Source organism: Lentzea pudingi (genome assembly GCF_014646255.1).
Classification (GTDB): Bacteria; Actinomycetota; Actinomycetes; order Mycobacteriales; family Pseudonocardiaceae; genus Lentzea; species Lentzea pudingi.
In genome coordinates this window covers 1-26,073 of sequence record NZ_BMNC01000011.1, presented here as the reverse complement: position 1 = coordinate 26,073, position 26,073 = coordinate 1, and the positions used below count along the sequence as shown (strand labels likewise).

Annotated in this window: 25 protein-coding genes and 2 tRNA genes; 10 read left to right on the top strand and 17 right to left on the bottom strand. The window is 68.4% G+C overall.

Annotated elements, in window-relative coordinates:
• Positions 1 to 37 precede the first annotated feature (37 nt).
• Complete coding sequence (locus IEY88_RS30555) at positions 38 to 838, bottom strand: Fpg/Nei family DNA glycosylase (protein ID WP_189158355.1); 801 nt, start codon at positions 836 to 838, stop codon at positions 38 to 40.
• A complete protein-coding gene (locus IEY88_RS30550; RefSeq protein WP_189158354.1) occupies positions 831 to 1,283 on the bottom strand; it encodes a ribose-5-phosphate isomerase in 453 nt (150 codons plus the stop codon). Before IEY88_RS30550 ends, IEY88_RS30555 begins: the two co-directional genes overlap by 8 nt.
• A 27-nt stretch (positions 1,284 to 1,310) precedes the next feature.
• Between IEY88_RS30550 and IEY88_RS30545 the strand changes: the two genes are divergently transcribed.
• A complete protein-coding gene (locus IEY88_RS30545) occupies positions 1,311 to 1,991 on the top strand; it encodes a 2-phosphosulfolactate phosphatase (RefSeq protein ID WP_373294219.1) in 681 nt (226 codons plus the stop codon).
• Complete coding sequence (locus tag IEY88_RS30540) at positions 1,988 to 2,596, top strand: MBL fold metallo-hydrolase (protein ID WP_189158352.1); 609 nt, start codon at positions 1,988 to 1,990, stop codon at positions 2,594 to 2,596. The genes IEY88_RS30545 and IEY88_RS30540 overlap by 4 nt, the downstream gene beginning before the upstream one ends.
• On the opposite strand, the gene IEY88_RS30535 is transcribed toward IEY88_RS30540, so the two are convergent.
• The 3 genes from IEY88_RS30535 to IEY88_RS30525 form a co-directional block, all read right to left on the bottom strand.
• Positions 2,577 to 2,912, bottom strand: a complete 336-nt coding sequence (locus IEY88_RS30535; protein WP_189158351.1) for a histidine triad nucleotide-binding protein — start codon at positions 2,910 to 2,912, stop codon at positions 2,577 to 2,579. The two genes, IEY88_RS30540 and IEY88_RS30535, sit on opposite strands and share 20 nt — an antisense overlap.
• Positions 2,913 to 3,102: 190 nt before the next feature.
• Positions 3,103 to 3,438 carry a VOC family protein gene (locus tag IEY88_RS30530; RefSeq protein WP_189158350.1) on the bottom strand — a complete coding sequence of 112 codons (336 nt, stop codon included), beginning with the start codon at positions 3,436 to 3,438 and terminating at the stop codon, positions 3,103 to 3,105.
• Positions 3,435 to 3,734 carry a winged helix-turn-helix transcriptional regulator gene (locus IEY88_RS30525; protein ID WP_229693926.1) on the bottom strand — a complete coding sequence of 100 codons (300 nt, stop codon included), beginning with the start codon at positions 3,732 to 3,734 and terminating at the stop codon, positions 3,435 to 3,437. The genes IEY88_RS30530 and IEY88_RS30525 overlap by 4 nt, the downstream gene beginning before the upstream one ends.
• A gap of 57 nt (positions 3,735 to 3,791) precedes the next feature.
• Here IEY88_RS30525 and IEY88_RS30520 point away from each other — a divergent pair, with 57 nt between their 5' ends.
• Positions 3,792 to 4,346: an NAD(P)-dependent oxidoreductase gene (locus IEY88_RS30520; RefSeq protein ID WP_189158349.1), complete on the top strand. Its 555-nt coding sequence runs from the start codon at positions 3,792 to 3,794 to the stop codon at positions 4,344 to 4,346.
• A gap of 144 nt (positions 4,347 to 4,490) precedes the next feature.
• Here IEY88_RS30520 and IEY88_RS30515 read toward each other — a convergent pair.
• Positions 4,491 to 4,561: transfer RNA gene (locus IEY88_RS30515), tRNA-Gly, on the bottom strand.
• Positions 4,562 to 4,623: 62 nt separating this feature from the next.
• On the opposite strand from IEY88_RS30515, the gene IEY88_RS30510 reads away from it, so the two are divergent.
• Positions 4,624 to 4,697, top strand: a tRNA-Pro gene (locus tag IEY88_RS30510).
• A gap of 47 nt (positions 4,698 to 4,744) precedes the next feature.
• Here the strand turns inward: IEY88_RS30510 and IEY88_RS30505 are convergent.
• A complete protein-coding gene (locus IEY88_RS30505; protein WP_189158348.1) occupies positions 4,745 to 5,503 on the bottom strand; it encodes an alpha/beta hydrolase family protein in 759 nt (252 codons plus the stop codon).
• Between the two features lie 19 nt (positions 5,504 to 5,522).
• Between IEY88_RS30505 and IEY88_RS30500 the strand changes: the two genes are divergently transcribed.
• Entirely contained in the window at positions 5,523 to 7,292 is a 1,770-nt protein-coding gene (locus tag IEY88_RS30500) for a hypothetical protein (RefSeq protein ID WP_189158347.1), read from the top strand.
• 21 nt (positions 7,293 to 7,313) lie between these two features.
• On the opposite strand, the gene IEY88_RS30495 is transcribed toward IEY88_RS30500, so the two are convergent.
• Positions 7,314 to 8,279: an ABC transporter substrate-binding protein gene (locus tag IEY88_RS30495; protein ID WP_229693925.1), complete on the bottom strand. Its 966-nt coding sequence runs from the start codon at positions 8,277 to 8,279 to the stop codon at positions 7,314 to 7,316.
• Between the two features lie 222 nt (positions 8,280 to 8,501).
• On the opposite strand from IEY88_RS30495, the gene IEY88_RS30490 reads away from it, so the two are divergent.
• From IEY88_RS30490 to IEY88_RS30480, 3 genes are read left to right on the top strand one after another with little or no spacing between them, the layout of a single operon-like run.
• Positions 8,502 to 9,515: a quaternary amine ABC transporter ATP-binding protein gene (locus IEY88_RS30490; RefSeq protein ID WP_229693924.1), complete on the top strand. Its 1,014-nt coding sequence runs from the start codon at positions 8,502 to 8,504 to the stop codon at positions 9,513 to 9,515.
• A 1-nt stretch (position 9,516) separates the two neighbouring features.
• The gene (locus tag IEY88_RS30485; RefSeq protein ID WP_189158345.1) at positions 9,517 to 11,457 is read left to right on the top strand and encodes an ABC transporter permease; all 1,941 of its coding nucleotides are present in this window, start codon (positions 9,517 to 9,519) and stop codon (positions 11,455 to 11,457) included.
• A 12-nt stretch (positions 11,458 to 11,469) separates the two neighbouring features.
• On the top strand, positions 11,470 to 12,423 hold the full coding sequence (locus tag IEY88_RS30480) for an ABC transporter substrate-binding protein (protein WP_189158344.1): 954 nt from the start codon (positions 11,470 to 11,472) through the stop codon (positions 12,421 to 12,423).
• A 69-nt stretch (positions 12,424 to 12,492) separates the two neighbouring features.
• Here IEY88_RS30480 and IEY88_RS30475 read toward each other — a convergent pair whose 3' ends face one another.
• The gene (locus tag IEY88_RS30475) at positions 12,493 to 12,669 is read right to left on the bottom strand and encodes a hypothetical protein (RefSeq protein WP_189158343.1); all 177 of its coding nucleotides are present in this window, start codon (positions 12,667 to 12,669) and stop codon (positions 12,493 to 12,495) included.
• Positions 12,670 to 12,838: 169 nt separating this feature from the next.
• Here IEY88_RS30475 and IEY88_RS30470 point away from each other — a divergent pair, with 169 nt between their 5' ends.
• Positions 12,839 to 13,975: a cytochrome P450 gene (locus tag IEY88_RS30470; protein WP_189158342.1), complete on the top strand. Its 1,137-nt coding sequence runs from the start codon at positions 12,839 to 12,841 to the stop codon at positions 13,973 to 13,975.
• Here the strand turns inward: IEY88_RS30470 and IEY88_RS30465 are convergent.
• From IEY88_RS30465 to IEY88_RS30430, 8 genes are all read right to left on the bottom strand, one after another.
• The gene (locus IEY88_RS30465) at positions 13,972 to 15,447 is read right to left on the bottom strand and encodes a hypothetical protein (protein WP_189158341.1); all 1,476 of its coding nucleotides are present in this window, start codon (positions 15,445 to 15,447) and stop codon (positions 13,972 to 13,974) included. The genes IEY88_RS30470 and IEY88_RS30465 overlap by 4 nt on opposite strands.
• Before the next feature lie 13 nt (positions 15,448 to 15,460).
• The gene (locus IEY88_RS30460; protein ID WP_189158340.1) at positions 15,461 to 16,969 is read right to left on the bottom strand and encodes a PKD domain-containing protein; all 1,509 of its coding nucleotides are present in this window, start codon (positions 16,967 to 16,969) and stop codon (positions 15,461 to 15,463) included.
• A 116-nt stretch (positions 16,970 to 17,085) separates the two neighbouring features.
• Positions 17,086 to 17,985 carry a glycoside hydrolase family 18 protein gene (locus IEY88_RS30455; RefSeq protein WP_189158339.1) on the bottom strand — a complete coding sequence of 300 codons (900 nt, stop codon included), beginning with the start codon at positions 17,983 to 17,985 and terminating at the stop codon, positions 17,086 to 17,088.
• A gap of 3 nt (positions 17,986 to 17,988) precedes the next feature.
• Entirely contained in the window at positions 17,989 to 20,895 is a 2,907-nt protein-coding gene (locus IEY88_RS30450; RefSeq protein ID WP_189158338.1) for an alpha-mannosidase, read from the bottom strand.
• A 4-nt stretch (positions 20,896 to 20,899) separates the two neighbouring features.
• Positions 20,900 to 22,018, bottom strand: coding sequence for a glycoside hydrolase 5 family protein (locus IEY88_RS30445; protein WP_189158337.1), 1,119 nt, complete (start codon positions 22,016 to 22,018; stop codon positions 20,900 to 20,902).
• 20 nt (positions 22,019 to 22,038) lie between these two features.
• Positions 22,039 to 22,860 carry a carbohydrate ABC transporter permease gene (locus IEY88_RS30440; RefSeq protein ID WP_189158336.1) on the bottom strand — a complete coding sequence of 274 codons (822 nt, stop codon included), beginning with the start codon at positions 22,858 to 22,860 and terminating at the stop codon, positions 22,039 to 22,041.
• A complete protein-coding gene (locus IEY88_RS30435) occupies positions 22,857 to 23,726 on the bottom strand; it encodes a carbohydrate ABC transporter permease (RefSeq protein WP_189158335.1) in 870 nt (289 codons plus the stop codon). Before IEY88_RS30435 ends, IEY88_RS30440 begins: the two co-directional genes overlap by 4 nt.
• Before the next feature lie 10 nt (positions 23,727 to 23,736).
• Positions 23,737 to 24,990, bottom strand: coding sequence for an ABC transporter substrate-binding protein (locus IEY88_RS30430; RefSeq protein ID WP_189158334.1), 1,254 nt, complete (start codon positions 24,988 to 24,990; stop codon positions 23,737 to 23,739).
• A gap of 99 nt (positions 24,991 to 25,089) precedes the next feature.
• On the opposite strand from IEY88_RS30430, the gene IEY88_RS30425 reads away from it, so the two are divergent.
• On the top strand, positions 25,090 to 26,073 hold a 984-nt coding region (locus IEY88_RS30425), incomplete at its 3' end, for a LacI family DNA-binding transcriptional regulator (RefSeq protein WP_189158333.1).

Below are 26,073 nucleotides of genomic sequence, written 5' to 3'. Positions count from 1 at the left end.
TTCCAGCCGCACCCCCAAAGCCCCCGGCCAAAAAATTTCAGGGCTGGCAGACAGGGCACCAGAAGAGGTTGCGGGCCGCCAGTTCGGTGGTCAGGACCTCGGTGCCGCAGACCAGGCACGGCTCCCCGGCACGGCGGTAGACGTACACCTCACCGCCGTGCCGGTCCACGCGTGGCGCGCGGCCCATGGCACGGGGCATGTGCTCGGCGCGGACGGTGTTGATCTGGCCGACCTTCACGCCGTCCTTCATCAGCACGACGAGGTCCGCCCAGATCGCGTCCCACAGCTCGCGGCTGACCTTGTTGCCGGTCAGCAGCGGGTTCACGTTGTGCCGGAACAGCACCTCGGCGCGGTAGACGTTGCCGACGCCCGCGAGGACGCTCTGGTCCATCAGCAGCACGGCCAGCGACTGCTTCGACCGGATGATCCGCTCGTAGGCGCGGTCCGAGTCGGCGTCGCGGCGCAACGGGTCGGGCCCGAGCCGCTGCTGGATCGCCTTGACCTCGGCCTTGTTCAGCACCTCGCACGCGGTCGGGCCGCGCAGGTCCGTCCAGTGCGTCTCGCCGGCCATCCGCATGCGGACCTGGCCCACGGGCAGCAGGACCGGCAGCGGCGACTCGGTGAACGTGCCGTAGAGCCCGAGGTGGACGTGCACGATCGCGTCAGGGCCGTAGACGTGGAACAGGTGTTTCCCGTGGGCCTCGGCGCGCAGCAGCTTTCGTCCGTCCACAAGGGACGCCGAGAAGCGCCCCTGCGGACTGGTGACGGCTACGGGTTTGCCCGCGTACCGGCGCTGGTGCAGCCGCGCGAGACGGTGCAGCGTGTGGCCCTCAGGCACGCTTGTCTTCGTACGCGCTGACCTGGTCGATGCGGCGCTGGTGGCGCGGCTCGCCCGAGAACGGCGTCTTCAGGAACGCCGACACGATCTCAGTCGCTTCCTCGGCCGTGTGCTGGCGCGCACCGATGCCGACGAGCAGGGCGTCGTTGTGCTGGCGGGCGAGCTGGGCGGTGTCGACGTTCCACGCCAACGCGGCGCGGGCGCCCTTCACCTTGTTCGCGGCGATCTGCTCACCGTTGCCCGAGCCGCCGATCACGACACCCAGACTGCCGGGGTCCGCCACGACCTTCTCGGCCGCGTCGACGCAGAACGACACGTAGTCGTCCTGGGCGTCGTACTCGTGGGCACCGACGTCGACGACCTCGTAACCCTGCTCGGTGAGAGCCGTGGACAGGTGGGACTTCAGCTCGAAGCCCGCGTGGTCTGCTGCCAGATAAACGCGCACGTCACGGAGTCTGACACGCTGGTGGGTGTGTTCAGCCAGGAGGGGTACCAGCTGAGGCTGGAATGGGGGCCCGAGGGCGTCCACGCGCTGCGGGACTGTGACGTGCTGGTAGTCGTCGACGTGCTGTCGTTCACGACGTCCGTGGACCTGGTGGTGGGCAACGGCGGCCAGGTGCGGCCGTCGCGGTGGAAGCCCGAATCGGGGAAGACGTTGCGACCAGCATCACTCGTGGACGCGACGGGAGTGGTCGACCTGCCGTCGCCGAACGGCTCGAACCTCTGCAGGCTGGCGGCGGAGACCGGGGCCCACGTGCTCGCGGCGTGCCTGCGCAACGCCGAGGCGGTCGCCGCTCACGCGCAGGGGTTGGGCGGGACCATCGGCGTGATCCCCGGCGGGGAGCGGTGGGGCCTCGACATCCTCAAGTCAGGGCCCCGGGAGTTCGGGCCGTTGCGTCCGTGCATCGAGGACCACCTGGGTGCGGGTGCCGTGCTCGCGGCCTTGACGGGTGAGGCCTCGCCGGAGGCGCGACTCGCCCGCGCCGCGTACGTCAACAGTGACGTCGAGAAGGTCGTCAGGGAGTGCGGCTCCGGGCGGGAGCTGATCGAGAACGGCCACGCGGCGGACGTGGAACTCGCGTTGCAGGTGGGGGTGAGCGGCGCGGTGCCCGTCCTCTCCGACGGCCTCCTGGTCGAGGGGAGGGCCGGGTGATCGAGATCGCGCCCGGAGTGTTCGTGCGCCGCCACACCGAGTTGGACCTGACCCTCGGCCTCGTCACCGGGCCGGGTGACTCGCTGCTCGTCGACTCCGGCATGGACCCGGCGTTGGCGCGCGAGGTTCGGCCGTCGCGGATCGTGTTGACGCACAACCACTTCGACCACGTGCTGGCCACCGAGGCGTTCCTGCCGTGCGAGGTGTGGGCGCACGAGGGCTGCGTGGTGGACGAGTCGCTGCTCGAAGACCGCGCCAGGTACTACGACGACCCGTTCGAGGGCACGCTCGTCGCGCCCACGCACACGTTCCGCGACACCGTCACGCTCGACGTCGGCGGCCGCCGGGTCGACCTGCACCACTTCGGTCCCGCGCACACCTCGCACGACGTCGTCGTGCACGTGCCGGACGCCGGAGTCGTGTTCGCGGGCGACCTGGTGGAGCAGGGCGCGGCCGCTCAGGCAGGTCCGGACGCGACGCCGTCGAACTGGCGCCACGTCCTCGACCTGCTGCTGGAGCTCGACCCGCGGATCGTCGTGCCGGGCCACGGAGACCCGGTCGACGCCCGGTTCGTGCGGGAGATGGCTATCCCGGAGGCCACGTGAGACCGCGTCCGCCGAGGACGTGGCAGTGCACGTGGAAGACGGTCTGGCCGCCGTCCTCGCCGGTGTTGAAGACGAGGCGGTAGCCGGAGGAGTCGACGCCCTCGGACTTCGCGACCTGGTCCGCCGTGGCGAGGATCTGCCCCGCGAGCACCGGGTCGACGTCGCCGATCGCCGTGTGGTGCTCCTTGGGGATCACCAGGACGTGCGTGGGCGCCTTGGGATCGATGTCGCGGAACGCGAGCGTCGTCTCGGTCTCCGTCACGACGGTCGCCGGGATCTCGCCCGCGACGATGCGGCAGAACAGGCAGTCGGTCACAACGGCATCGTATTGGTCCCGATGGACTCTGTTGCTGCTCCCCGGCGGCGATGAACCATGACGGCATGAAGGGCACCACACTGCTGGTCATCGTCCGGTGCCTCATCAGCTTCGCGATCGGCGTCCTGCTCCTGGTCCTCGCGATCCGCTTCGGTGAGGCGCTCTGGCGCGCCGTTCACTAGGCGGGTCCTCAGCGGACGAAGCAGAACTCGTTGCCCTCGGGGTCGCGCATGACCTGGAAGCTGCCCTGCTCGTCGGTGTGCACGACACCCTCGCGGGTGGCACCGAGGCTGACCGCCTTCACGACCGCCGCCTCGATGTCGTCGACCTCGAAGTCGAGGTGGAACCGGTTCTTCACGTCCTTGCGCTCCGGCACCGGCTGGAACGACATCCGCACGCCACCGGGTGGCTCGACGTGCGCCCACCCGAGCTCGCGGTGCACCGGCTCACCGCCGAGCAGCTCCGCCCAGAACCGGACGAGCTTCGCCGGATCGTTGCTGTCGATGACGATCTGTTCGAGCCTCACGTCTCCACCAGGTTCTCTCGGGCCCAGTCACAACACAGGTCGAGCAGTCCGAGCACCTTGCGCCCGTGCGCCGTCAGCTCGTACTCGACCCGCGGCGGGTTTTCCTCGAACGCCTCGCGCGAAACCGTGCCCTCGCGCTCCATCGCCCGCAACGTCTCGGCGAGCACCTTGGGCGTCACCCAGGACATCCCGGCCCGCAACTCACCGAACCGCCGACGCCCGTCCTGCAACCCCCGCAACACGTGCGCGGTCCACTTGTCACCGATCTGGTACGGCAGCTCGTGCGTGCATCCCACCTGCTCACCCCCGATATCGTTGCGGAAACCGGCTGCCGGCACCCTACCTTCGCGCTCATGGCGAAGATCGTTGTTTTCGGTGCGTCCGGCAAGGCAGGACTGCAGATCGCGGCCGTCGCGCAGTCCCGCGGCCACGAGGTCACGAGGATCGGCCGCGACCCCGGCGTGGAGGCCGCGGCGGAGGCGGCGGCGGGCCCCGACGTCGCGGTGAGCACGGTGGTCGACCTCTCCCGCGACCCGGCGGAGTTCTACACCTCAGCGGCCCGCGCCCTGGTGGCGTCCGGCGCGGGCCGGATCGTCGTGGTCGGCATCTACCCGCTGCTCGAGACCGCGCCGGGCGTCCGCTTCCTCGACAACCCGGACTTCCCGGCCGAGCACAAGCCGTTCTGCCTGGGACACGCGGCAGGAGTCGAGGTGCTGGCCGCGTCCGCTACCGACTGGCTGGCGATGAGCCCGGCAGGCAACTTCGGCGGCACGTCCACGGGCCGGTACCGGGTGAGCGGGCCCGATCCGGCGGACGCCCTGACCTACGAGGACTTCGCGGTGGCCGTGGCCGACGAAATCGACCACCCGACGCACCGCCACACGCAGATCGGCATCGCCTCGGCGTGACCCCCTCTTCGCAGGGTGACCCGCCCCACTTGATGGGGGTCCGGGGACCGCCCCGGCTGGGGTCTGGGGGCTCGGCCCCCAGAAGAAAGACGAGAGGCCGACCCGGTCTGCGTTCTCCGCAGACATGGGTCGACCTCGGTCGCGAGCGGGCGACGGGAATCGAACCCGCGTAGCTAGTTTGGAAGACTAGGGCTCTACCATTGAGCTACGCCCGCGTTGCCGCCCTTTGCGGGGCTGCGATCACTACCTTAGCGGGTGGCGGTAAGCTGGGTGCAACCGGGGCGTGGCGCAGTTTGGTAGCGCACCCGCTTTGGGAGCGGGGGGTCGCAGGTTCAAATCCTGTCGCCCCGACGGTTGACGAAAGCCCTCGACGGAGCACGTGGTCGAGGGCTTTCGGCTCACCTCAGGTAGCGGCCGGCCCACGCCGCGAGCACCTCCGCCACGTAGGTGGCGTCCGCGCGGTCGGTCAGCAGGTGGTCGGCGCCGTCCAGCGACACGAACGACTTGGGGTGCCGCGCCGAGTCGAAGACGAGCCTCGCGTTGTCGATGCCCACCGTGTCGTCCTGCGGGGAGTGCATGACGAGCAGTGCGCGGTCGAGGCCCGCGATGCACGCGGACTGGTTCTGCTGGTTGATGTCGCGCAGGAAGCCGTCGCTGATCCGGAACGGGCGGCCCGCCAGCAGCACCTCGGCCACGCCGTCGGCCTCGATCTTCTCGCGGGACGGGCCGAGCAGGTGTTCGACGTGGGAGGTGTCGAACGGTGCCCCGATCGTGACGACGGCTCTGACCTCGGGGATCTGGTGTGCGGCGGCGAGTACGGCGGCGCCGCCCAGTGAGTGTCCGATGAGGACCGCCGGGGCGCCGATGGTGTCGCGCAGGTGGTTCGCGGCGCAGACGAGGTCGTCGACGTTGGACGTGAACGTGGTGTTGGCGAAGTCGCCGTCGGACTGGCCCAGGCCGGTGAAGTCGAACCTGAGCACCGCGACCCCGCGTTCGGCCAGCCGGCGGGAGATGCGGCTGGCTGCCACCGAGTCCTTGCCGCAGGTGAAGCAGTGCGCGAAGACGGCGGTGGCGGTGATGTCGCCCTCGGGTAGTTCGAGGCGGCCAGCCAGCGCCTGGCCGTCGATGCCCGCGAAGACCGCTTTCCGGTTGTCCATGACCTCTATGGTGCGTCACGTGCGCTATCAGTACCTCGACGACCGGCTGCGGCGGGCGTTCGACGACGCCGGGCTCGGCCGGGGGCAGCGGGCGTTGCTGCAGGGTGTGCTGAGGGCGCTCGACCCCGACGCGCACCTCGGTGAGCACGTCGCGGGGCTCAACAGCGCTGTCCTCGCCGTCACGCGTGCCCAGACCGCGTTGGAGAGCCACGCCACCGAGGACCAGCCGCGGTGGAACCTGTTACGGCGCATCATCGCGACCTCGCTCGCGTGCATGGACGCCGCCAAGCCCGCCTACGCGCACGGCGGTGGACTGGAGCTCGCCAAGGCGCGCAGGGTTCTCGTCCAGGTCGACGCCGCCATCGTGGCCGACGGCCCGAAGCTCGATCCCCTGGTGACGGCCGCCGCCGCGGCGAAGCTCGATCCGCGGGCGCTGCGCAAGGCCGTGCGGAGGTGGATCACTCCACTGTGGAACGGGGTGGAGCTTCCGTTGCGCGCCAGGATGATCGCCGAGGTCGCGGTCGTCGTGGCGATGCACGGGCGGGACGGCAGGCAGCTCAGGACGGACCTGCTGCGGTGGCTCAAGAAGCCCGGTGACCTCTCCGAGGTGCTCTGGCCGAAGGAGCGGAAGCACGTTGTGGCGCTCGTGGTCAGGGGTGCGCGGGTGCTCAGGCACCTGGACGGGCTGTTGCCCGGTGCACGGCAGGAGCCGTTGCACCGCAACAGGTTGCCGAAGGACGACTTCCTGAAGGACGCCGTCAACGGGTCGTCGGTGCTGGTGCGGGTGCCGGTCGTGGCCGCCGACGTGCACACGGCCGCGCTGCGGGGGCGCCGGATCCTCAGCGAGGTGCTCGACCAGTACGCGGCGGGGGAGCGGCTCACCGAGCTGGACATCGCACCGGTGTGGCAGGTCAGCGAGCCGGGTGGGCGGGTCACGCGCGGCACGGAGCACCAGCGCACGGTCGGCAACGCCTACCCGCTCACCGCGTACTGGCCGGCTGAGCTGCGCAGTGCGATGCGGGTGGCGAACCTGGCGCGGCAGGTCGACGCGCCGATGGCCAGCGCCGGGCTCGCGTGGAGTGCGCTGGAGGCGACCGGGCTCGACCCGGGCAAGATCGCGTGGCTGGCCAAGGCGTGCGCGCTGCAGATGCTGCGGCAGCACCTCGTCAGCCTGCACGTCGTGCTCACCACGCACGACACCGAACTGCGCAAACCGCTCGACGCGCGAGTGCCGACCACCGGTGTGAAGCACCACCTGAAGTCCGTGGACGCGTGGCTCGAAGTCCTCATCGAGCACAACCGCCCGAACGCGGACCTGGACGCCGCCCAGAAGGCCATCACCGCGCTCGCCGAGAGCGAGGGCGGGCTCGTGCAGGACCTCACCGAACTGTGGCGCGCCCGGCTCGCGGACTCGAAGGTCCTCGCGGGCTGGCTGCGCGAACAGGAGGACACCGCCGCCGCGCTGCTCGAATGGCTCTACGTCACGAGGAACCTGGCGTTCCACGCGGGACGGTTCGCCTCGCCCGCCGACACGCTGACCGCGCACGCCGGGCAGGCCGTCGCCGACCTGACGCTCGAGTTCCTCGGGAACTGGCGCACCGTGGAGAGACGCGCCCAGGAGGGACAACGCGGCCGGCGGGAGACCTCCGCGGTGGAGATCTACCGTCGGCTCGCGCAGCGCGAGGACCAGCTGGTGGCCCGGCTCAAGCGAGCGGGGTCCGTTCGCAGGCTCAGCGTCGAGGACATCTCCGGCCCCGACGAGAAGTGGTGGTCGCGCGGCAAGACTTAGGACAAGAGGTGAGGACGGAAGTTACGGCTTGGCCTTCGTCAGCCAGTCCTCGACCCGGTCCGGGTTCGCCTCGACCCACCGCTTCGCCGCCTCGTCGGGCGACATCTTGTACTTCGCGATGAACGACGCGACCGTGTCCTGCTCGTCGTTGCTCCACTGGAAGTTCTGCACGAGCCTGGCAGCGGGGCCGCCCTTGTCCATGAACTTCTTCGACGCGATCTTGTCGAGCTCGTAGCGCGGGTAGTCGCAGGCGACCTTGGCCGCGTCCGCGTCACAGCCCGCCGTGTACTCGGGCAGTTCGATCTTGACCAGCTCGATGTCGAGGTGCAGCCACTGCGGTTCGAAGAAGTAGCCGATGAGCGGCGTCTTCTTCTCCTGCGCCTGGCGGAAGGCCTTGATGCTGGCCTCCTCGCTGCCCGCGTAGACGACCTTGTAGTTCAGGTTCAGGTTCTTGACCAGGGCCTCGTCGTTCGTGACGAACGACGGGTCGCCGTCGAGCACCTGACCCTTGCCGTCGGACTGGGCGGTCCTGAACTTCTCGGCGTACTTGTTGAGGTTCTGCCAGTTCGTGATGTCCGGGAACTCTTTCTTCATCCACGGCGGCACGTACCAGCCGATCACACCCTTGTTGCCCGACGGGCCGACCCGCACGGCGGTGCGCTTCTCGTCGATGTACTTCTGCTTCAGGTCCTCGTGACCCCAGTTCTCCAGGATCACGTCGATCTCGCCGGAGTCGAGGCCCTGCCAGGCGGTCTGCTCGTCGACTTCCTTCTTCGTCACCTTGCAGCCGAGCCGCTTCTCGGCGAGATACGCGACCACGGCCGCGTTCGCCGCGTAACCGACCCACGGGTTGACCGCGATGGTGATGGAGTCGCAGGGCTCGGTGGGTGCTGCCGAACTGGAACGCGGTGATGCCGTTGATCCACCGCCACATCCGGCAATTGTCAACACGAGCGTCAAAGCCAGAGCGATTCTGGGGGCTTGCACGAACAGCTCCTCATCGGAGGGGGAGAGAGCGGCGCATGAGACCGGTCCGTTCAGCTTTTCCCCTTCGATCAGACGGCGTCAAGTCATGGGATGACCGGTTGTCCACAAAGGATCAGATTTGTATCAGCCCTTGACCGTACTCGTGCGAAGGTCGATGCTGTCGCGCATCGAGAAACGGTGTGCGCAGTCCGCAACAGGTCGGAGTGGTTTGGCGTGGATCCCGTGATTTCGGTCAGGGACCTGTGGAAGGTGTTTGGCCCCAACGCATCGCAACTGGTGGCCTCGGACGAGCTCAAGGCGTTGTCACGGCAGGAGTTGATGGACCGCACCGGTGCCGTCGCCGCCGTGCGGGGAGTCGACTTCGACGTCGCTCCCGGCGAGATGTTCGTGGTCATGGGATTGTCCGGATCAGGCAAGTCCACACTGGTCCGTTGTCTCACGAGGCTCGTGGAACCCACTGCTGGAACGATTGTGTTCGAGGGCGAGAACATTCTCGACGCGGACGCCAAACGTCTGCGCGACCTGCGCAGGAACAAATTCTCCATGGTGTTCCAGCACTTCGGTCTTCTCCCACATCGGACGGTGGCCGACAACGTCGGTTACGGCCTGGAAATCCGCGGGGTACCGCGGGCGAAACGGGGCGAGCGGTCGCAGGAGGTGATCGACCTCGTCGGGCTGTCCGGATACGAGAAGTCCTATCCGGATCAACTCTCCGGCGGTATGCAGCAACGGGTCGGTCTCGCGCGCGCTCTGGCGGGCGACCCCGACGTGCTGTTCTTCGACGAACCCTTCTCCGCGCTCGACCCGCTGATCCGGCGCGACATGCAGTCCGAGGTCATCAGGCTGCACCGCGAGGTCGGCAAGACGATGGTGTTCATCACCCACGACCTCAGCGAGGCGCTCAAGCTGGGCGACCGCATCCTGATCATGCGCGACGGCAAGGTCGTGCAGGTCGGCACCGGTGACGAGCTGGTCGGCGCACCCGCGGACGACTACGTGCGCGACTTCGTGAGGGACGTGCCGAAGTCGCACGTGCTGACCCTGAAGTGGATCATGCGCCCGCCGCGGCCGGACGACGAGCTCGACGGCCCCGAGCTGTCGCCGGAGACCGTGGTGCGCGAGGCCGTCCGCAGCGTGCTGGGCGCCGACAAGCCGGTGAAGGTCGTGCGGGACGGCGAACTGCTCGGTGTGGTCGCGGACGAGGAGATCCTCGGGGTCGTGGCCGGGGAGGCGTGACGTGGTCGCCGTCGCTGCCCCTCGGCAGCTCCCCCGACTGTTCCAGCACAAGAAGTCGCTGATCTTCGCCGCGATCGTCGTCGCCTGGCTGGTGCTGTGGCTGGTGTTCCGCAACGTCGGGACGCTCGCGCTCGGCGCCGCCGACCTGACGCCGTTGCACCGCTGGATCAACGGCGTCAACGACGCGGTCGGCGCGTCCAGGAACTCGAACCCCGTCTTCCTGTACTTCTTCAACGAGATCCGGCTCGTCATCGACGAGTTCGTGACGTTCATCCAGGCCCTGATCGCGCAGCCGTCGTTCGGCCGGCCCGTGCCGGTGATCGGCTGGCTCGGCGTGGTCGCGATCGCGGGCTTCGTCAGCCTCGCGGTCGCCGGCTGGCGGGTCGCGCTGCTCACCGTCGCGGGTTTCGTGTTCCTCGGCCTGCAGGGTCTGTGGCAGGAGAGCATGGACACGCTCTCGCTGACGCTGGCCGCGGTCGTGATCTCGTTGCTCGCCGGCATCCCGCTGGGCATCTGGGCGGGACTGTCCGATCGGGCCAACCGGGTCCTGACGCCGGTGCTCGACTTCATGCAGACGATGCCGACGTTCGTCTACCTGGCGCCGCTGACGCTGTTCTTCCTGATCGGTCCGGCGAGTGCGACGATCGCGACGCTGATCTACGCGGCTCCGCCCGCCATCCGGATCACCGCGCACGCCATCCGTTCGGTGCCGCGCAACACCGTCGAGGCGAGTGAGTCCCTGGGCGCGACGCGGAACCAGACGCTGGTGAAGGTGCTGCTGCCGTCCGCGCGCAAGACCATCGTGCTCGGCGTCAACCAGACGATCATGGCCGCGCTGGCCATGGTCACGATCGCCGCGCTGATCGACGCGCCGGGCCTCGGCAAGACCGTCGTGAAGGCGCTGCAGACCCTCGACGTCGGCACGGCGTTCAACGCGGGCCTCGCGATCGTGGTGCTGGCCATCGTGCTGGACCGCGTGACCACCGCCGCGGCGGGCGAACGCCGCAAGCTCCCGCGCTGGGCGTTGTTCGGCGGGCTCGGTGTCACGGGCGTCTGCGTCTACCTCTCCCACACCTACCTGTGGGCGGCGGAGTTCCAGTCGGACGTGGAGATCGGCAGCTCGATCAACAAGGGCGCCACGGCCGTGACGGAGTGGGCGCAGGACTCGCTTCCGGTGCTCACCGGCGGTTTCAAGGACTTCGTCACGTTCGCGCTGATCAACCCGCTGCAGGCGCTGCTGGCCGAGTCGCCGTGGTTCCTGGTGGCGCTGGTGGTCGTGGCGCTGTCGTTCATGGTCGGCGGTGTCCGGTCCGCGATCGTCTCGGCCGTGTGCATCGCCCTGCTGATCGCGACCGGCCTCTGGCAGGACTCGATGATCACGCTGGCGTCCACGCTGGTCGCCACGATCCTGGTGATGCTGCTCGGGATCGTCGTCGGTGTCTGGATGGGACGGAGCAGGCGGGCCGACCGGTTCATCCGGCCGGTGCTCGACGCCGCGCAGGTCATGCCGGCCTTCGTCTACCTGGTGCCGTTCCTGGCGTTGTTCTCCGCGTCGCGCTTCACCGCGATCATCGCCGCGGTGGTGTTCGCGGCGCCGGTGGCCATCAAGATCATCGCGGACGGGATCCGCGCGGTGTCGCCCGCGACCGTCGAGGCGTCCACCGCGCTGGGGTCGAGCTCGTGGCAGACGATCGTGAAGGTGCAGCTGCCCATGGCGCGCGGTGCGTTGACGCTCGCCGCCAACCAGGGCCTGATCTACGTGCTCTCGATGGTCGTCGTCGGCGGTCTCGTCGGCGCCGGCGCGCTCGGTTACGACGTGGTGGCCGGGTTCTCGCAGGGACAGTTGTACGGCAAGGGGCTCGCGGCCGGACTCGCGATCGTCGTGCTGGGCGTGATGCTCGACCGCCTCACCCAGGCGGCCGCCAAGCGGTGGACCAACTAGGAGGTCTGGAAAGTGGCAAGGCACAGCGTGCTGGGGGCGGTGCTCGTCGGAGCACTCGCTTTGGCTGGTTGCGGTGGCGCCAAGGTCGGTGACACCTCCTCGGGTGCGACCGGCGACTGCGGCACGTTCAACCTCGCGATCAACCCGTGGGTCGGTTACGAGGCGAACGCGGCCGTGCTCGCGTACGTGGCCGAGAAAGAGCTCAAGTGCAAGGTCACCAAGAAGGAGCTCAAGGAAGAGGTGGCCTGGCAGGGCTTCGGCACCGGTGAGGTCGACGCCGTGGTCGAGAACTGGGGCCACGACGACCTGCGCAAGAAGTACGTCGACGAGCAGAAGACCGCCGTCAGCGCGGGGTCCACGGGCGTGAAGGGCCAGATCGGCTGGTACGTGCCGCCGTGGCTCGCCAAGGAGCACCCCGACATCCTGGACTGGAACAACCTCAACAAGTACGCGGACAAGTTCAAGACCTCCGAGTCCGGCGACAAGGGCCAGCTGCTCGACGGCGACCCGTCGTTCGTGACGAACGACGAGGCTCTGGTGAAGAACCTGAACCTCAACTACAAGGTCGTCTACGGCGGCAGCGAGACCGCGCTGATCCAGGCCTTCCGCCAGGCGGAGAAGGACAAGAAGTGGGTCATCGGCTACTTCTACTCGCCGCAGTGGCTGCTCAACGAGATCAAGCTCGAGAAGGTCAAGCTGCCCGCGTACACGCCGGGTTGTGACGCCGACGCCGAGAAGATCGCCTGCGACTACCCGGACTACGACCTCGACAAGCTCGTGTCGAAGAAGTTCGCGGACGCCAACGGCCCGGCCTTCCAGCTGGTCAAGAACTTCAAGTGGACCAACGAGGACCAGAACACCGTGGCGAAGTACATCGCCGAGGACAAGATGAAGCCCGAGGACGCCGCCAAGAAGTGGGCGGAGGCCAACGCCGACAAGGTCAAGGCCTGGCTGCCGAAGGCTTAGAGAACACGAGTCGTAGGGGGTGTGGTTCCTGGACGAGAGGAACCGCACCCCCTACGACTACCCCCGGCATCACGCAGCCTGTGGCCCGGCGGGAACCTCAGGCTCGTGCCGGTGCGTCATCCGGTGCCACCACGACCGCGGCTGCCCGCCGTTGCGGTAGTACTCCCGGACGCGGCGGGCGTCCTCCCGCAGGGCCTCCTGCCGGTAGTCCATCTCCGCCTTGATCGCCTCGGGCGTCCATTCCATCTCACTCACTCCTCAGTTCGTCTTCCTGATGACGATGAGGTTGCTCCTGAGGGGTGGGCCCCGACATCGGACGATCACCCAAGGTCGCACCGCCGGACCCCTTACGCCGCACTCCGGTAGCCGGATCAGCGGATGCCGCCGGGCCGGGTAAGGGGCGACGATCGAGGGCATGACTGTCGCCCACTTACCCACCCGACCTGCGAAGTTCTTCGATCCCGCCACCGAAGTGCACTTCGACGAGCAACTCGGCACCTGGCACGTGTTCGGCCTCGCCGACGTGCAGCGGGTGCTGTCCGACGAGGAGCACTTCTCCGCGGGCTACGGCCTGACCGACGAGACGCGCCCGCTCGCCAACGCCATGCTGAGCGGCATGTGGGCCGCGGACGGGCAGCGCCACCGCGACCTGAGGGCCGCCGTCGCCGACCCGTTCAGCCCGCGCGTGATGGCGAGGCTCGAGGAGCGGATCCGCGCGATCTCCGTCGAACTGGTCGACGACCTCGACCCGGCGGGCTTCGACGTCGTCGCGCGCATCGCCCGGCCGTTGCCCACGCGGGTGATCTGCCACCTGCTCGGCCTCGACCTCAGCGCCGAGACGCTCATGACCGCGTGGCTGGAGGAGTGGTACAAGGCCTCGGTCACGACGAACACGCTGCCGTCGCAGTCCGAGATGGCCCGGTTCTTCGCCGACGAGGTCGGCCGCCAGCGGACCGAGCCGAAGGGCGGCCTGATCGCCGAGCTGATCGCGGCCCAGGACCGCGGTTACCTCGTCGACGGGCGGCCCCTGTCCGACTGGGACCTCGTCGGGTACTGCGCGATGCTTCTCGGCGCCGGGGTCGACACGGTGTACGCGAGCATCCCGAACGCGGTGCTGTTCCTGACCGAGTTCGGCTGCTGGGAAGAGCTGCGCGCCGACCCGTCGCTGATCCCGGGCGCCGTCGAGGAGACCATGCGCTGGTACCCGGTGTTCCCCGGACCCCGCCGGCTGGTGCTGCGCGACGTCGAGATCGGCGGGCGGGCGATCGCGGCGGGCCAGTGGGTCACCGGGTGGCTCAGCGCGGCCAACCGGGACCCGTCGCGCTACGCGGACCCCGAGGTGTTCGACATCCGCCGCAAGACGCGGATCATGACGTTCGGGCACGGCCCGCACCACTGCCTCGGCGCGGGCCTCGCGCGGCTGGAGCAGCGGGTGCTGCTGGAAGAGATGGTGCGCCGGCTTCCGTTGCTGCGCAGGGAAACCGGCGCACCGCTCGTGCGGCGGGAGTGGATGCTCGACAACCTCGAGACAGCCACCTTCCGCTTCGACTAGTCGGCCACGGCGTTCGTCCCGGCCGCCTTGCGCACGCTGGTCGTCGTGGCGCGCGCCTGGTTGTCGTCGGGCTTGGCGTCCGAACCCCAGCCGCGGTCGGGCATGGTGGCCTCCACGCGGAACTCCACCGTGCCCTTCGCGGCGTCCTCCGCCGAGTAGGTGTAGGCGAACGGGAAGCCGGTCCTGCCGGACGCGGACGCCGCGACCCACTGCGTGGTGTGGCCGATCTCCAGGTCGTACCCGCCAGGGGCGCCGCCGACCTTGTAGAGCGTCACGCGGACGTTCTCGTCGTGCCGGGTGTTGGCGACCGTGGCCGTGAACGACCTGGTCTGGCCCGCTCGTGCCGACGCCGGCACGGTGAACGCGGTGACGGCCACGTCGTGCGTCTCGACCTTCACCGTTCCCGATCCGGTGCCGGTGCGGCCGTCCTTCGTCGACCCCGTCACCGAGAGCGTGTACTCGCCGTCGGCCGCGTACCGGTGCCTGATCTGCTCACCGGGCACGATCGGGGCCGAACCGCCGTCACCGAAGTGCACCGTCCCGCTGACGAACGGCCGCGGGTCACCGGTGTACGGCTGCAGCGTGACGTCGGTGAACACCGTGGGGTTGTTGGGATGAGCGGAGACGTACGGCTTCAACGGGGCCGCCTCGCCGACCTCCACGAAGAACGTTCCCGCGTCCTCCGGTGAGTCCGCGACCCGGATCAGGTAGGACTCACCGGGCGTCGCCGCGAACACGGCGTCCGGGTAGATGTCGCGACCGGTCGGCTTGCAGTCCAGTTCGGACAGGTCGGACGCCCGGTGGACGCTCACCACCCCGCGGCCGGACAGCAACCGCACGAACTTCGCCTGCGAAGGCGTGTAGCGGTACCAGACCGACTGCGTCGCACCGGTGTCGCAGCTCGCCGCGGGCTCGCCGGGCTCCGCCGACGCGCGGCGCAGGTCGCCCTCGACGCGGTCGGACAGCTCGACGGGGGCCGCCGCCGCGAGGGCGTCGTTCGGCGCGGGGTCGATCGGGAGCAGGGACACGCTGACCGGGCCGCCGCTTCCCTGGTAGTACTCGACGACCATCACGTGGTACGTCACACCCGCCTGGACGCGGAACGTGTCGTCGTAGGGAGTGCTGGAGGCGCAGGCACCCTGCACCGGCGTGAGTGCGCCGCGCTCGCCGGTGAACACGCCGAAGAACGGCCCGAACCGGGTGGACTGCGTCCGCAGCCGGACGATGCCGTCCGCGGGTGCGGTGTAGCGCAACCACACCGAGCCCTCGCCCCAGTGGTTGCAGGCGTTCGGGTCGTCGGTCGCCTTGGTGGCACCGGTCGTGTCGATCGCCGACTGGAACGGCAGCGCGGTCACGTCGATCGCGGTGTCGAAGTCGTCGCCCGCCGGAGCGGCCAGCGCCACCGCCGGAGCGAATGCCGCCAGCACCGCCGCGGCGAACGCGGACGCGAGAATTCTCTTGGACAGTCTCATGATCTCCCCCGGATCAGTTCGCGACGGCGGCGGCGGACACCAGCGCCGGCTTGACGGTCGTGGCGATCGAGATGACCTCGTTGTCGCCCGGGACCGAGTCGCGCACCGGGTAGGACAACTGCGGTTCGACGACCGCGCGGAACGAGACCTTGCCGGCCGCCGCGTCCTGCGGGGTGAAGGTGTAGGCGAAGGGGAACTTCACCTTGCGGGTCGGGTGCGCCGGTACGTCGATCGTGAGCGTGCCGACCTCCTGCCACCCGTCGGGACCGCTGCGGTACAGGGTGGTCGTCACCTTCTCCTGGTAGCGGGTGTTCGAGACCTGGACGGAGATCTGCTTCTGCTCGCCCGCCCGTGCGGCGGTGGGCACGGTGAACTTGGAGATGCCGACGTCGTGCGTCTTCACCGTGACCGTCGTCGTGTCCGTCGCCGTGCGGCCGTCTCCGGCCTTCGAGCGCACGGTCACCGTGTAGACGCCGTCCGCGGCGTAGCGGTGCGACTTGCCGGTCTCGGTGCTCGGTGGCGCGGTCGTGCCGTCACCGAAGTCCCACTCCGTCGTGACCGGGTCGTCGTGGTCGTTCGTGTGGTCGAGGGAGAAGCCGATGGTCTCGAAGACCGATCGCTCGTGGTCGTAACCGGTGTGGACGCTCGTCCGGAGCGGCTCCGTCTCGGTCAGTTCGAGGGTCGAGGGGTAGCTGTAGTAGCCGCCGCCGGACCACTGGACGTAGTACGTCCTGCCGGCGATGACGGCGACCGACTTGCCGTTGCCGTACTGGGGACCCTCACAACCGACGAGGGTCAGGTCGTCGATCGAGGTGCCCTCGTAGACGGCCGCGGTGGGGCCGGAACCCCATCCCTCGACGTGCAAGAGCACCGAGTGGTTCCTCGTGGGCGTGTAGGCGTACCAGACCGACGGCGCGCTCGAACTGGCGCAACCACCGGCATTCGGCTCGTTGCGCTCGCGGGAGGCGCGGGTGTAGTCCGGCTGCGGCGCGCTGAACGGCAACGTCGTCACCGGCTCGGCGCCGGCCAGGTCGTCGCCCGGCAGGCGGGAGATCCTGTCCAGCGCGAGCTTCACCTGGCCACCGGGACTGTTCGTCCCGCTCACCATGAAGTGGTAGGTGGTGCCGGCCTTCACGGGGAACGTGAGCGGCGTGTCCCGCTCGGTCGTGCAGCCGTCGTAGAACGAGTTCCAGACCGCCTTCAGGTCGCCGCGCCCACCGGTGAAGGTGGCCACGTTCAGGTCCCGGTCGCTGCCCTCGGTCTTCAGCCGCAGCAGACCGTCCTCGGTCGCGGTGTAGCGGTACCAGGAAGAGGCCGGCACCGAGTAGCCGTTGCACCCGGCCGGGTCGTCCAGTGCCTTGGTCGACTCCGTCGTGTCCTGCTCGACGGCGTACGGCAAGGCACCGATGACCGTGGCGGTGTCGAAGTCGTCGTTGGCGGGCGGCGCGGCGTGCGCGATCCCCGGCGTGATCATCCCCAGCGCGACCGCGGTGACCACCGCGACCGATCTCCAAGAAGGCATGCGAAAGTTCCCCCTTTGCCCCTCGCCCCCACCTGCTTCCGGTGGAAGGCCCCACCCCCTAACGCACTCGGGCGGGGTGCCGGTTGCCCAACCCCGCCCGAGTTACGCCGTTCGGCCTACTTCTGCATCGCCATCACGTCCGCCGCCCACCGCCACGGCTCCGCGGTGCCGCCGGGCAGCGAGTTGAAGTACTCCCAGCCCGCCACACCGCCGAAGTTGGCGTACTTGGTCTTCAGGCTGGTGACGGTGTTCTTCAGCGTCGTCATGCTCACGTAGCCCGACCCGCCGTTGGCCGTGCTGGTGAGGACGCCGAGCACGACCTTGTTCGCCGGGATCACCCGGCGGTTGACGATCTGGTCGTAGTGCGCGGTGCTGCCCGCGTTGCCCCAGCCGTTGTAGAACTGGCCGTTGAACCACGCGATCTTCGAGCCGTGGCTGCGGTACAGGTCCTCGTAGTTGAAGCCGGAGAGATTGCCGCCGCCCCACAGCGCACTCGCCACCGGGGAGAGCGTGACGATGAAGCCCGCGCCGAAGTCGGTCTTCAGCCGGTCGATCACGCGCCGGATGCCCGCGATCGACATCCGCTCCTCGACGTCAAGGTCGACGCCGTTGAGCCTGTAGGTGCGGATCGTGTCGCGCAGCAACGGGTAGTAGGTGTCGAACTGGGTGTCCAGCCTTGCGAACGACCCTTGTGCCGCCCCGCCGACCATGCCGATCACGTTGACGCCGCGGGCCTGCATCGCGGCGAGGTCCTGCCACATCTGCGTGTACCGCGAGTGCGACGGCGGGTGGTCGTTGAGGTGGACGATCCTGTTGTCGTTGAGGTGGATCGCGGCGACGAGCACGTCCGTGACGCCGGTGCCGCGGTCGAGCAGGGGCTTGGGCGAGACGTACGTCCCGGTCGCGCCGTTGCTGTACTGGGTCTGGTAGTAGACGACGGTTCGCTTCTGGGTGGCCGCCTGGGCCGGTGGCGCGGCGAGCGCCACCAGCAGCAGGGCGAGGAACAGCTTCTTCATGCGCTACCTCGTGAATCGCAGGGTGATCACTTGGAACGGACGCAGCACCACCTCTGCCGACTGCTCGGCCAGGGGCCGTTCGAGCAGGTCGGTCTCCTGGATCCGGGTGTGGGCGAAGGAGGTGCTGATCGAGGCGCGGGCACGGCCGCCGTGCGCCTCGTAGAGCCGGACGACCACGTCGCCCGACCGGTCGTCGGCCAGCTTCAAGGCCTCGACCCTCACCGCCGGGTTATCCGTGCGCACCAACGGTTCTGGTGCTCGCGAACCCCGGACGGCCTGTGGCGGCAGGTTGATGCGGTAGCCGGCGTCGATGGCGGCCGGCAGGTTCCCGATCACGAGGGCGTAGCGGAAGCGGTGCTCGCCCTGGTCGGTCTCGGGGTCGGGGAACCTCGGTGCGCGCAGCAGGGACAGGCGCACGGTCGTGGTGGTTCCGCCGTCGTCACGGGTGGTGCGGGTGACCTCGTGGCCGTAGGTCGAGTCGTTGACCACCGCGACGCCGTAGCCGGGTTCGCCGACGTGCAGGTAGCGGTGGGCGCAGATCTCGAACTTGGCCGCCTCCCACGAGGTGTTGGTGTGCACCGGGCGGTGCAGGTGCCCGAACTGGGTCTCCGCCGTGGAGACCTCGGCGCGCAGGTCGAGCGGGAACGCGATCTTGAGCAGCTTCTCCCGTTCCTGCCAGTCGACCTCGGTGTCGAAGTCGACCTGCTTCGCGCCCTCGCGCAGCCGGATGGTCTGGGTGAGCACGGAGTCGCCGAACTTCGCCCTGACCACGACACCTTCGGAAGCGTCGACGCGTTCGGACGGGGTCAGGTCGGCCTTCCAGTTGCGGTAGAACGGGTCGATGTCCCAGGCGTCCCACTGGTTCGGGTTGTCGCGGTGCAGTTGCGGCATGCCCGCGAACCCGTGCGGTGGCAGGACTTCGCGGTCCTCCTCGAGGTCCAGGATCGAGGTGACGATCCCCTCGGCGTCGATCGTGACGCGCAGCCTGCCGTTGTCCAGCACGCCGTCCACCGGTGCGACGAACGGGCGAGGTGTGTCACCGCCGAGCACGTCGAACGTCAGCTCGTCGTCGCCCTCGCCCTTCAGCGCGTCGATCGCGGTGGCCGTGAGGGCCTTCAGTTCGGATGCCACGCGGGCGTAGGTGGCCTCCGCCTCGCGGTGCACCCAGGCGATCGAGCTGCCGGGCAGGATGTCGTGGAACTGGTGCAGCAGCACGGTCTTCCACAACCGGTCGAGGTCTTCGTACGGGTAGTCGGCGCCCTGCAACGCGGCGGCTGTGGACCAGTGCTCGGCCTCGCGCAGCAGGTGTTCGCTGCGGCGGTTGCCCTGCTTGGTCTTGGCCTGCGTGGTGTAGGTGGCGCGGTGCTTCTCCAGGTACAGCTCGCCCGCCCACACCGGGGCGTCCGGGTACTCGTCTTGCGCGGCCTGGAAGAAGTCGCGCGGGGGTTCGACGCGGACCGTCGGCGAGCCTTCGAGGTTCGCGACGCGGTGCGCCGTCTCCATCATCTCGCGGGTCGGGCCGCCACCGCCGTCGCCGTAGCCGAACGGGACGAGGGAACGCGAGGCCTTGGCGTGCTCGGCGAACTGCCTCGACGCCCGTGCCAACTCCTCGCCGGACAGCGACGAGTTGTAGGTGTCGACGGGCGGGAAGTGCGTGAAGATCCGCGTGCCGTCGATGCCCTCCCACCAGAACGTGTGGTGCGGGAACTTGTTGATCTGGTTCCACGACAGCTTCTGGGTGAGGAACCAGCGCGATCCCGACAGCTTGATCAGCTGGGGGAGTGCGGCGCTGTAGCCGAACGAGTCGGGCAGCCAGACCTCCTCGGTCTCGACGCCGAAGTTGTCGAGGAAGAAGCGCTTGCCGTGCACGAGCTGTCGGGCCATCGCCTCGCCGCCGGGCATGTTCGTGTCGGACTCGACCCACATGCCGCCGACCGGCACGAACTGTCCACTCCGGACCTTCTCGCGGACGCGGTCCCAGACGTGCGGGTGGTGCTCCTTCATCCAGGCGTACTGCTGGGCCTGCGAGCACGCGAAGTAGAGGTCCGGGTACTCGTCCATCAGCTTGGTGACGTTCGAGAACGTGCGCGCGCACTTGCGGACGGTCTCCCTGAGCGGCCACAGCCAGGCGGAGTCGATGTGCGCGTGGCCGATCGCGGAGACCTTGTGCGCGGAGGCGTTGGCGGGCAGCGACAGCACACCGGCCAGTTCCTCCCGGGCCAGGTCGGCGGTCGCGGCGACCTCGTTGAGGTCGAGCGCGTCCATCGCCCGGTCCAGCGCGTGCAGGACCTTGTGCCGGCGCGGGTCGTGGTCCGGCAGTTCCCTCATCAGCGACTGGAGCACCTCGATGTCGAGCATCAGGTGCCACACCTGCGGCTGGAACACCGCGAGCTCGGCCTTGAGGATCTTGTACAGCGGTTCGGTGCCCGCCGTCTCCTTGTCGCCCAGCGAGGTCGGCAGGAACGGGTGGAAGTCGAGGATCGTCGGGTTGCCCGCGGCCTCCAGGTAGAACAGCACCTCGGAGCCGTCCACGGGCAGGTAGGTGTTGCGCGGCTCGATGCCCTTGATGGGCAGGCCGTCGGCCGTGTAGGCGAGGCCCTCGGACTGGAAACCGGGGCCGGGATGGGTGAAGCCGAGGTCCAGAACGACCTCGACCTGCTTGCCCTCCCAAGCCTCGGGGACGCTGCCGGTCAGCCGGAACCAGCTCGTGCTCCACGGCGCGCCCCAGGCGTCGCCGACCTGCGCCGGTTCGTAGGTGGCTCCGAGGGCCTCGGCGACCGGGACGGGCTCGTCCGGCACGGTCCAGACGGCGAGCTCCAGCGGTGCGGTCTCGCCGTAGACGGCCGGGCGGATGCGTTCCTTCAGCGTGCGGTTGAGTCGTTCTTCCAGCAGCGCGCGTTCGTCGTGCACGTCGTCACCCCAGCTCGATCGAGGCCCGCACGCCGTCACGCGCCAAGCCCATCCACTCTTCGAAGAAAGCACCGCCCGGACCCCACGAGGGCCGGTCGCCGTGCAGCGTGATCGGCGTGCGCTCGACCGGTTCGTACGCTGCCTCGCGCACGATCCGGGCGATCGCCTCGCCGAGCGGCTTGACCTCGCGTTCCGTCGTCAACAACCCCAACTCGTACTCGCGTTCGGGGAAGTCCATCAACGCGCGGTCGACGTCGTGCGAGCACCACCACGTGACGCCCCACAGGTTCGAGCAGGTCAGCACGTTCGCAAGCGTTTGCTCGGCGAACCGCGGTGCCTGCTCGGCGCTGATCTCGGGCTGGGCGGCGCCGACCTCCTGCAGCCACACGGGCCGTTCTGGGTCTTTGGCGTGCGCTTTCGAGAGCTCGACCAGGTACTCGGCGTGATGGACGCTCTCGGCGGACATGGGCCCGTAGCGTTGCGCGGTGCCGTTGAAGACCCACGAGTGCACCGTCGTCATCGCACCCTTGTTGGCGGCGTGCTCCGGCAGGAACGCGTGCTCGCTCTCGTACCAGACTGCGTCGTACTCGGAGTGGACGTGCGGGAGGCCCGGTGCGGCCTTGTCGCACTCGCCGAGCAGCGTGTCGATCCACTCGCCCGCCTGCTCGGGCGCGCAGGGGTTCGACTCGGTGAGCAGGTTGACCTCGTTGCCCAGGGTGAAGCCGAGGAAGTTCGGCTTGTCCCTGAGGGCCTCGGCGAGGGTGCGGACGTAGAACCGCTGCCCGCTGATGACGTCCGGGTCGGTGAAGATGTTGCGGCGGTGCCAGGTCTGCACCCACGACGGGTAGAAGTCGAAGCTCGACAGGTGCCCTTGCAGCACGTCGACCTGGACGTCCAGTCCTGTCTCGTGAGCGGCGTCGAGCATCTGGGCGAGCTGCTCGACAGCTTTCGGGCGGACGAGGCTCCGGTTGGGCTGGAACACCGGCCACAGCGGGAAGACCCGCACGTGGTCGAGGCCCAGGCCCTTGATGGACTCGAAGTCGGCTTTGACGTCGTCGAGGGAGAAGTCGAGCCAGTGGTGAAACCAGCCCTGGGACGGGGTGTAGTTCACGCCGAAACGCAAGGTTGAGCTCCTCGCCTTGGTCAGCCCTTGATCGCGCCTTCTCCCACTCCGCGGAAGAAGTGCTTCTGCAGCAACAGGAACAGCAGGATCAGCGGGACGACGGCGATGATCGTGCCCGCCGCCACCAGCCGCTGGTTCTGCACGAACGTGCCCTGGAGGTACGCGAGGCCGATGGTGAGCGTGTACTTCTCCTGGTCGCTCAGCACGATGAGCGGCCACAGGAAGTCGTCCCAGCTGAACATGAACGAGAACAGCGCCACCACGACCAGCGTGCCCTTCACCGACGGCAGCGCGAGGCGGGTGAAGCGCTGCCACGCGTTGGCGCCGTCGATGATCGCGGCTTCCTCGACTTCGGCGGGGAGTGCGAGGAAGGCGTTGCGCAGCAACAGGACGTTGAGCGCGGCGATCGCGCCGGGCAGCACGACCGCGGTGAGCGTGTTGGTGAGCCCGAAGCCGCGCATCACCAGGAACAGCGAGATCATGATCGCCTCGAACGGCACCAGGATGCTGCTCGCGAAGACCACGGCGGCGAAGCGGCGTCCCCTGAACTTCAGCCGTGCCAGGGCGTAGCCGGCCATGGCCGCGCCGAGGCAGTTCGTGATGACGTTGACGCTCGCGACGCCGAGCGAGTTGAGCGCGAAGTTCCAGACCGGCACCACGTCGGCGACGGCGGCGTAGTTGCCGAACGTCGGGTCGTCGGGGATGAAGTCGGGGACGAAGACGTCCTCGTTCGGCCCCTTGATGCTGGTCGCGAACTGCCACAGGAACGGCCCGATGCTGATCGCGAGGACGGCGAGCAGCCCGAGGTAACGCAGGGCCAGGTAGACGTGGGCGCGCTTCACAGCTGGTCCTCCCTGCGGTTGAGCTTGAGGGTGACCAGCAGCAGGCCCAGCAGGATCACGAACAGGACCACGCTGAGCGCCGACGCGTACCCGACCTCACCGGTCAGGCCGCGGCCGACCGACTGGATGAGCATCACCAGGGTGGTGCTCGCCCCGCCCGGACCGCCGGACCCGCCCGACAGCAGGTAGATCTCGGAGAACACGCGGAACCCGTTGACCGCGCTCAGCGCCCCGACCAGCACCATCGTCGGCCGCAGGCTGGGCACGGTGACCGACCAGAACCTCCTGACCGGTCCCGCGCCGTCGACCATCGCGGCCTCGTGCAGGTCCTTCGGCACGTTGGCGAGCGCGGCCAGGTAGATCACCATGTAGTAGCCGAGGCCGCGCCAGACCGTCACCACCATCGAGCTGATCAGCAGCAGCGTCGAGTCGGTCAGGAACCCGATCCTGGTGCCGCCCAGCGCCTCCACCACGTTGTTCACCAGGCCGCGGCTGTCGAGCAGCCACGTCCAGATGAGCCCGACCACGACCGTGGACGCGATCACCGGCGTGAAGAACGCCGTGCGGAAGATCCCGATGCCCGGCACGACCTTCTGCACGAGCATCGCGATCAGCAGCGGCAACAGCACCAGTGGTGGGACGACACCCACCATGTAGAGACCGCTGTTGCGCGCGGCGGCCCAGAACTTGGGGTCCTGGACCATCCGCACGAAGTTGTCCACACCGGTGAACTGGCCGCCGCCCAGCGCGCTCGCGTCCGTGAACGCGAGCACGATCATGTTCAGGAACGGGAAGATGACGAACAGCGAGCAGATGGCCAGTCCTGGGGCCAGGAACAGCCACGGCGTGTACGGGCGATGAGTCATCTGTGTTGGCCTACTTGAGGAGGCGGTTGCACTCGGCGACCGCGTCGTCCAGGGCCTGCTTCGGCGACTTCTTGCCGAGCATGGCGTCGGCCAGTTGCTGCAGCAGTGCCTCGCGCATCTGGTCGCTGAACTGCACGGGCGTGTAGTTCACCGCGGTCTTGAGCTGCTTGGCCGCGGCCACCCTGACCCGTGCCTCGTCGGTGCCGTCCTCGGTGGTGAAGTACGGGTCGTCGCCGCCCTTGCTGGTGCTCGGGAAGATCGAGGCGAGCTTGGCGAACTTCACCTGGTTCTCGGCGTTGGTGGCGAACCGGCCGAACGCCAGCGCCGTCGCCTGGTTCTTGCTGCTCTTCGGCACGCTCATGCCGTGCAGGAACATGTTGGCGCTGCCCGTGTTCGTGATGGGCGTGGAGATGCCGATGTTCGCGTAGAGGCTCGGCGCGTCGGTCTTGAACTTGCCGAGGTCGTACGCGCTGCCGGGGTTGAGCGCCGTCTGCTGCGCCATGAACTTCGCGCCGGCGCCGGTGTAGTTCTGCGTGAGCGCCTCGGGGATCAGCGCGCCCGCGTCGTACATCCGCTTGTAGCTTTCGACGAACTCGACGCCCTTGGCCTCGTTGAACGTGAACTTTTCGTTCTCGAAGAGCTTGACGCCGTAGAGGCCGAAGTCGGCGATGCTCGGGGTCTGGCCGAGGATCGCGATCTTCTTCTGCGCCAGTTGGAGTGCTTGGGTTTCGAGTTCCTTGAAGTTCGTCGGTGGCTTGTCCGGGTCCAGGCCCGCCTGGGTGAACAGGGCCTTGTTGTAGAAGATCGGGCCGGTATTGAGGTACCACGGGAAGCCGTAGCAGCCGCCCTTGCCGGGGATCTCGAACGCCTGCCAGGCGTTGTCGAGGTACTCGGGTTTGGCGTCCTTGAGGGACTCGTCGAGGTTGACGAGCTGTCCCGCCTTGGCCAGCGGGAAGCTCAGGTCCGGCGGCACGTTGATCACGTCGGGCAGACTGCCCGCGCTCGCGTCCGCCATGACCTTGGCCAGGTACCCGTCCGCGGGCTGGTCGACCCACTTCACCGTGGTGCCCTGGTGCTGCTTCTGAAAAGCGTCGATGACACCGTTGACGTAGTCGGTGTACTTGGGCTTGAGGGACCAGGTCTGGAACGTGATCTCGCCCGTGACCTGGCCTGTTGCCGATGATGACGTGTTGGACGTGCCGGACAGACCGCATCCCGCTACGGGCACCGCCGCCAGGCCCGCGAGGAACGTGCGCCTCTTCATTGACACCCACCTCCTTGCTCGCGGACCCTAGCTAAACCGGTTTATCTCCGGCTAGCCTCCGAACGTCTTGTTGTCTCCTTTCGGACAGAGCGGGGTGTCGTGAAGAGGCCGACGATCAAGGACATCGCGGCGGAGGCCGGGGTGTCCAAGGGAGCCGTGTCGCTGGCCTTGAACGGCCGTTCCGGGGTGTCCGAGTCGACTCGCTCGCGGGTGCTGGCCGTGGCTTCGTCTTTGGGGTATCGGCCTTCCGTGACCGCTCGGGCGCTGTCGTCCGCGTCCGCCGATGCGGTGGGGCTGGTTCTGGTGCGGCCGCCTCGGGCTTTGGGGGACGAGGCGTTCTTCTTCCAGTTGATCGCTGGGATGCAGTCTGAGATCTCGTGTGCGTTGTTGTTGCAGGTGGTGTCGTCGCGTGAAGAAGAGATCGCGTTGTACCAGCGGTGGTGGGCTGAGCATCGGGTTGATGGGGTGTTCTTGGTGGATCTGCTGGTGTCGGATCCTCGGGTTTCGCTGATGTCTTCGCTTGGGTTGCCGGCTGTGGTTGTCGGTGGGGCCGGGCATCATGGGGCGTTGGCTTCGGTGTGGGCTGATGACTACGCGGCCATGACTTCCGTGGTGGAGTACTTGAAGGGCTTGGGGCATCGTCGGATTGCTCGGGTGGCCGGGTTGGCGTCCCTGTTGCACACGGTTCGGCGGGATGCTGCGTTTGCTTCGTCTGCTGTGGACGGTGTGGACGGTGTGGTGGTTGCTGGGGACTACACGGCTGAGTCTGGGGCGGCTGCTACCCGGGAGTTGCTGGGGAGGGGGGAGCCGCCTACGGCGATCGTTTATGACAACGATGTGATGGCTGTGGCTGGGGCTGAGGTTGCTGCTTCTCTTGGGGTGGCTGTGCCTTCGGAGTTGTCGATCGTTGCTTGGGATGACTCGGTTTTGTGTCAGCACGGGCGGTTGACTGCTTTGTCGCGGGACACGTTCGCGTTTGGGGCTCGGGCGGCTCGGGCGTTGGTGGCTGTTGTTGGTGGGGCGTTGCCGACGGATGTCGAGGATGTGTTGCCTGAGTTGGTGGTTCGGGGGAGTACTGGGGTT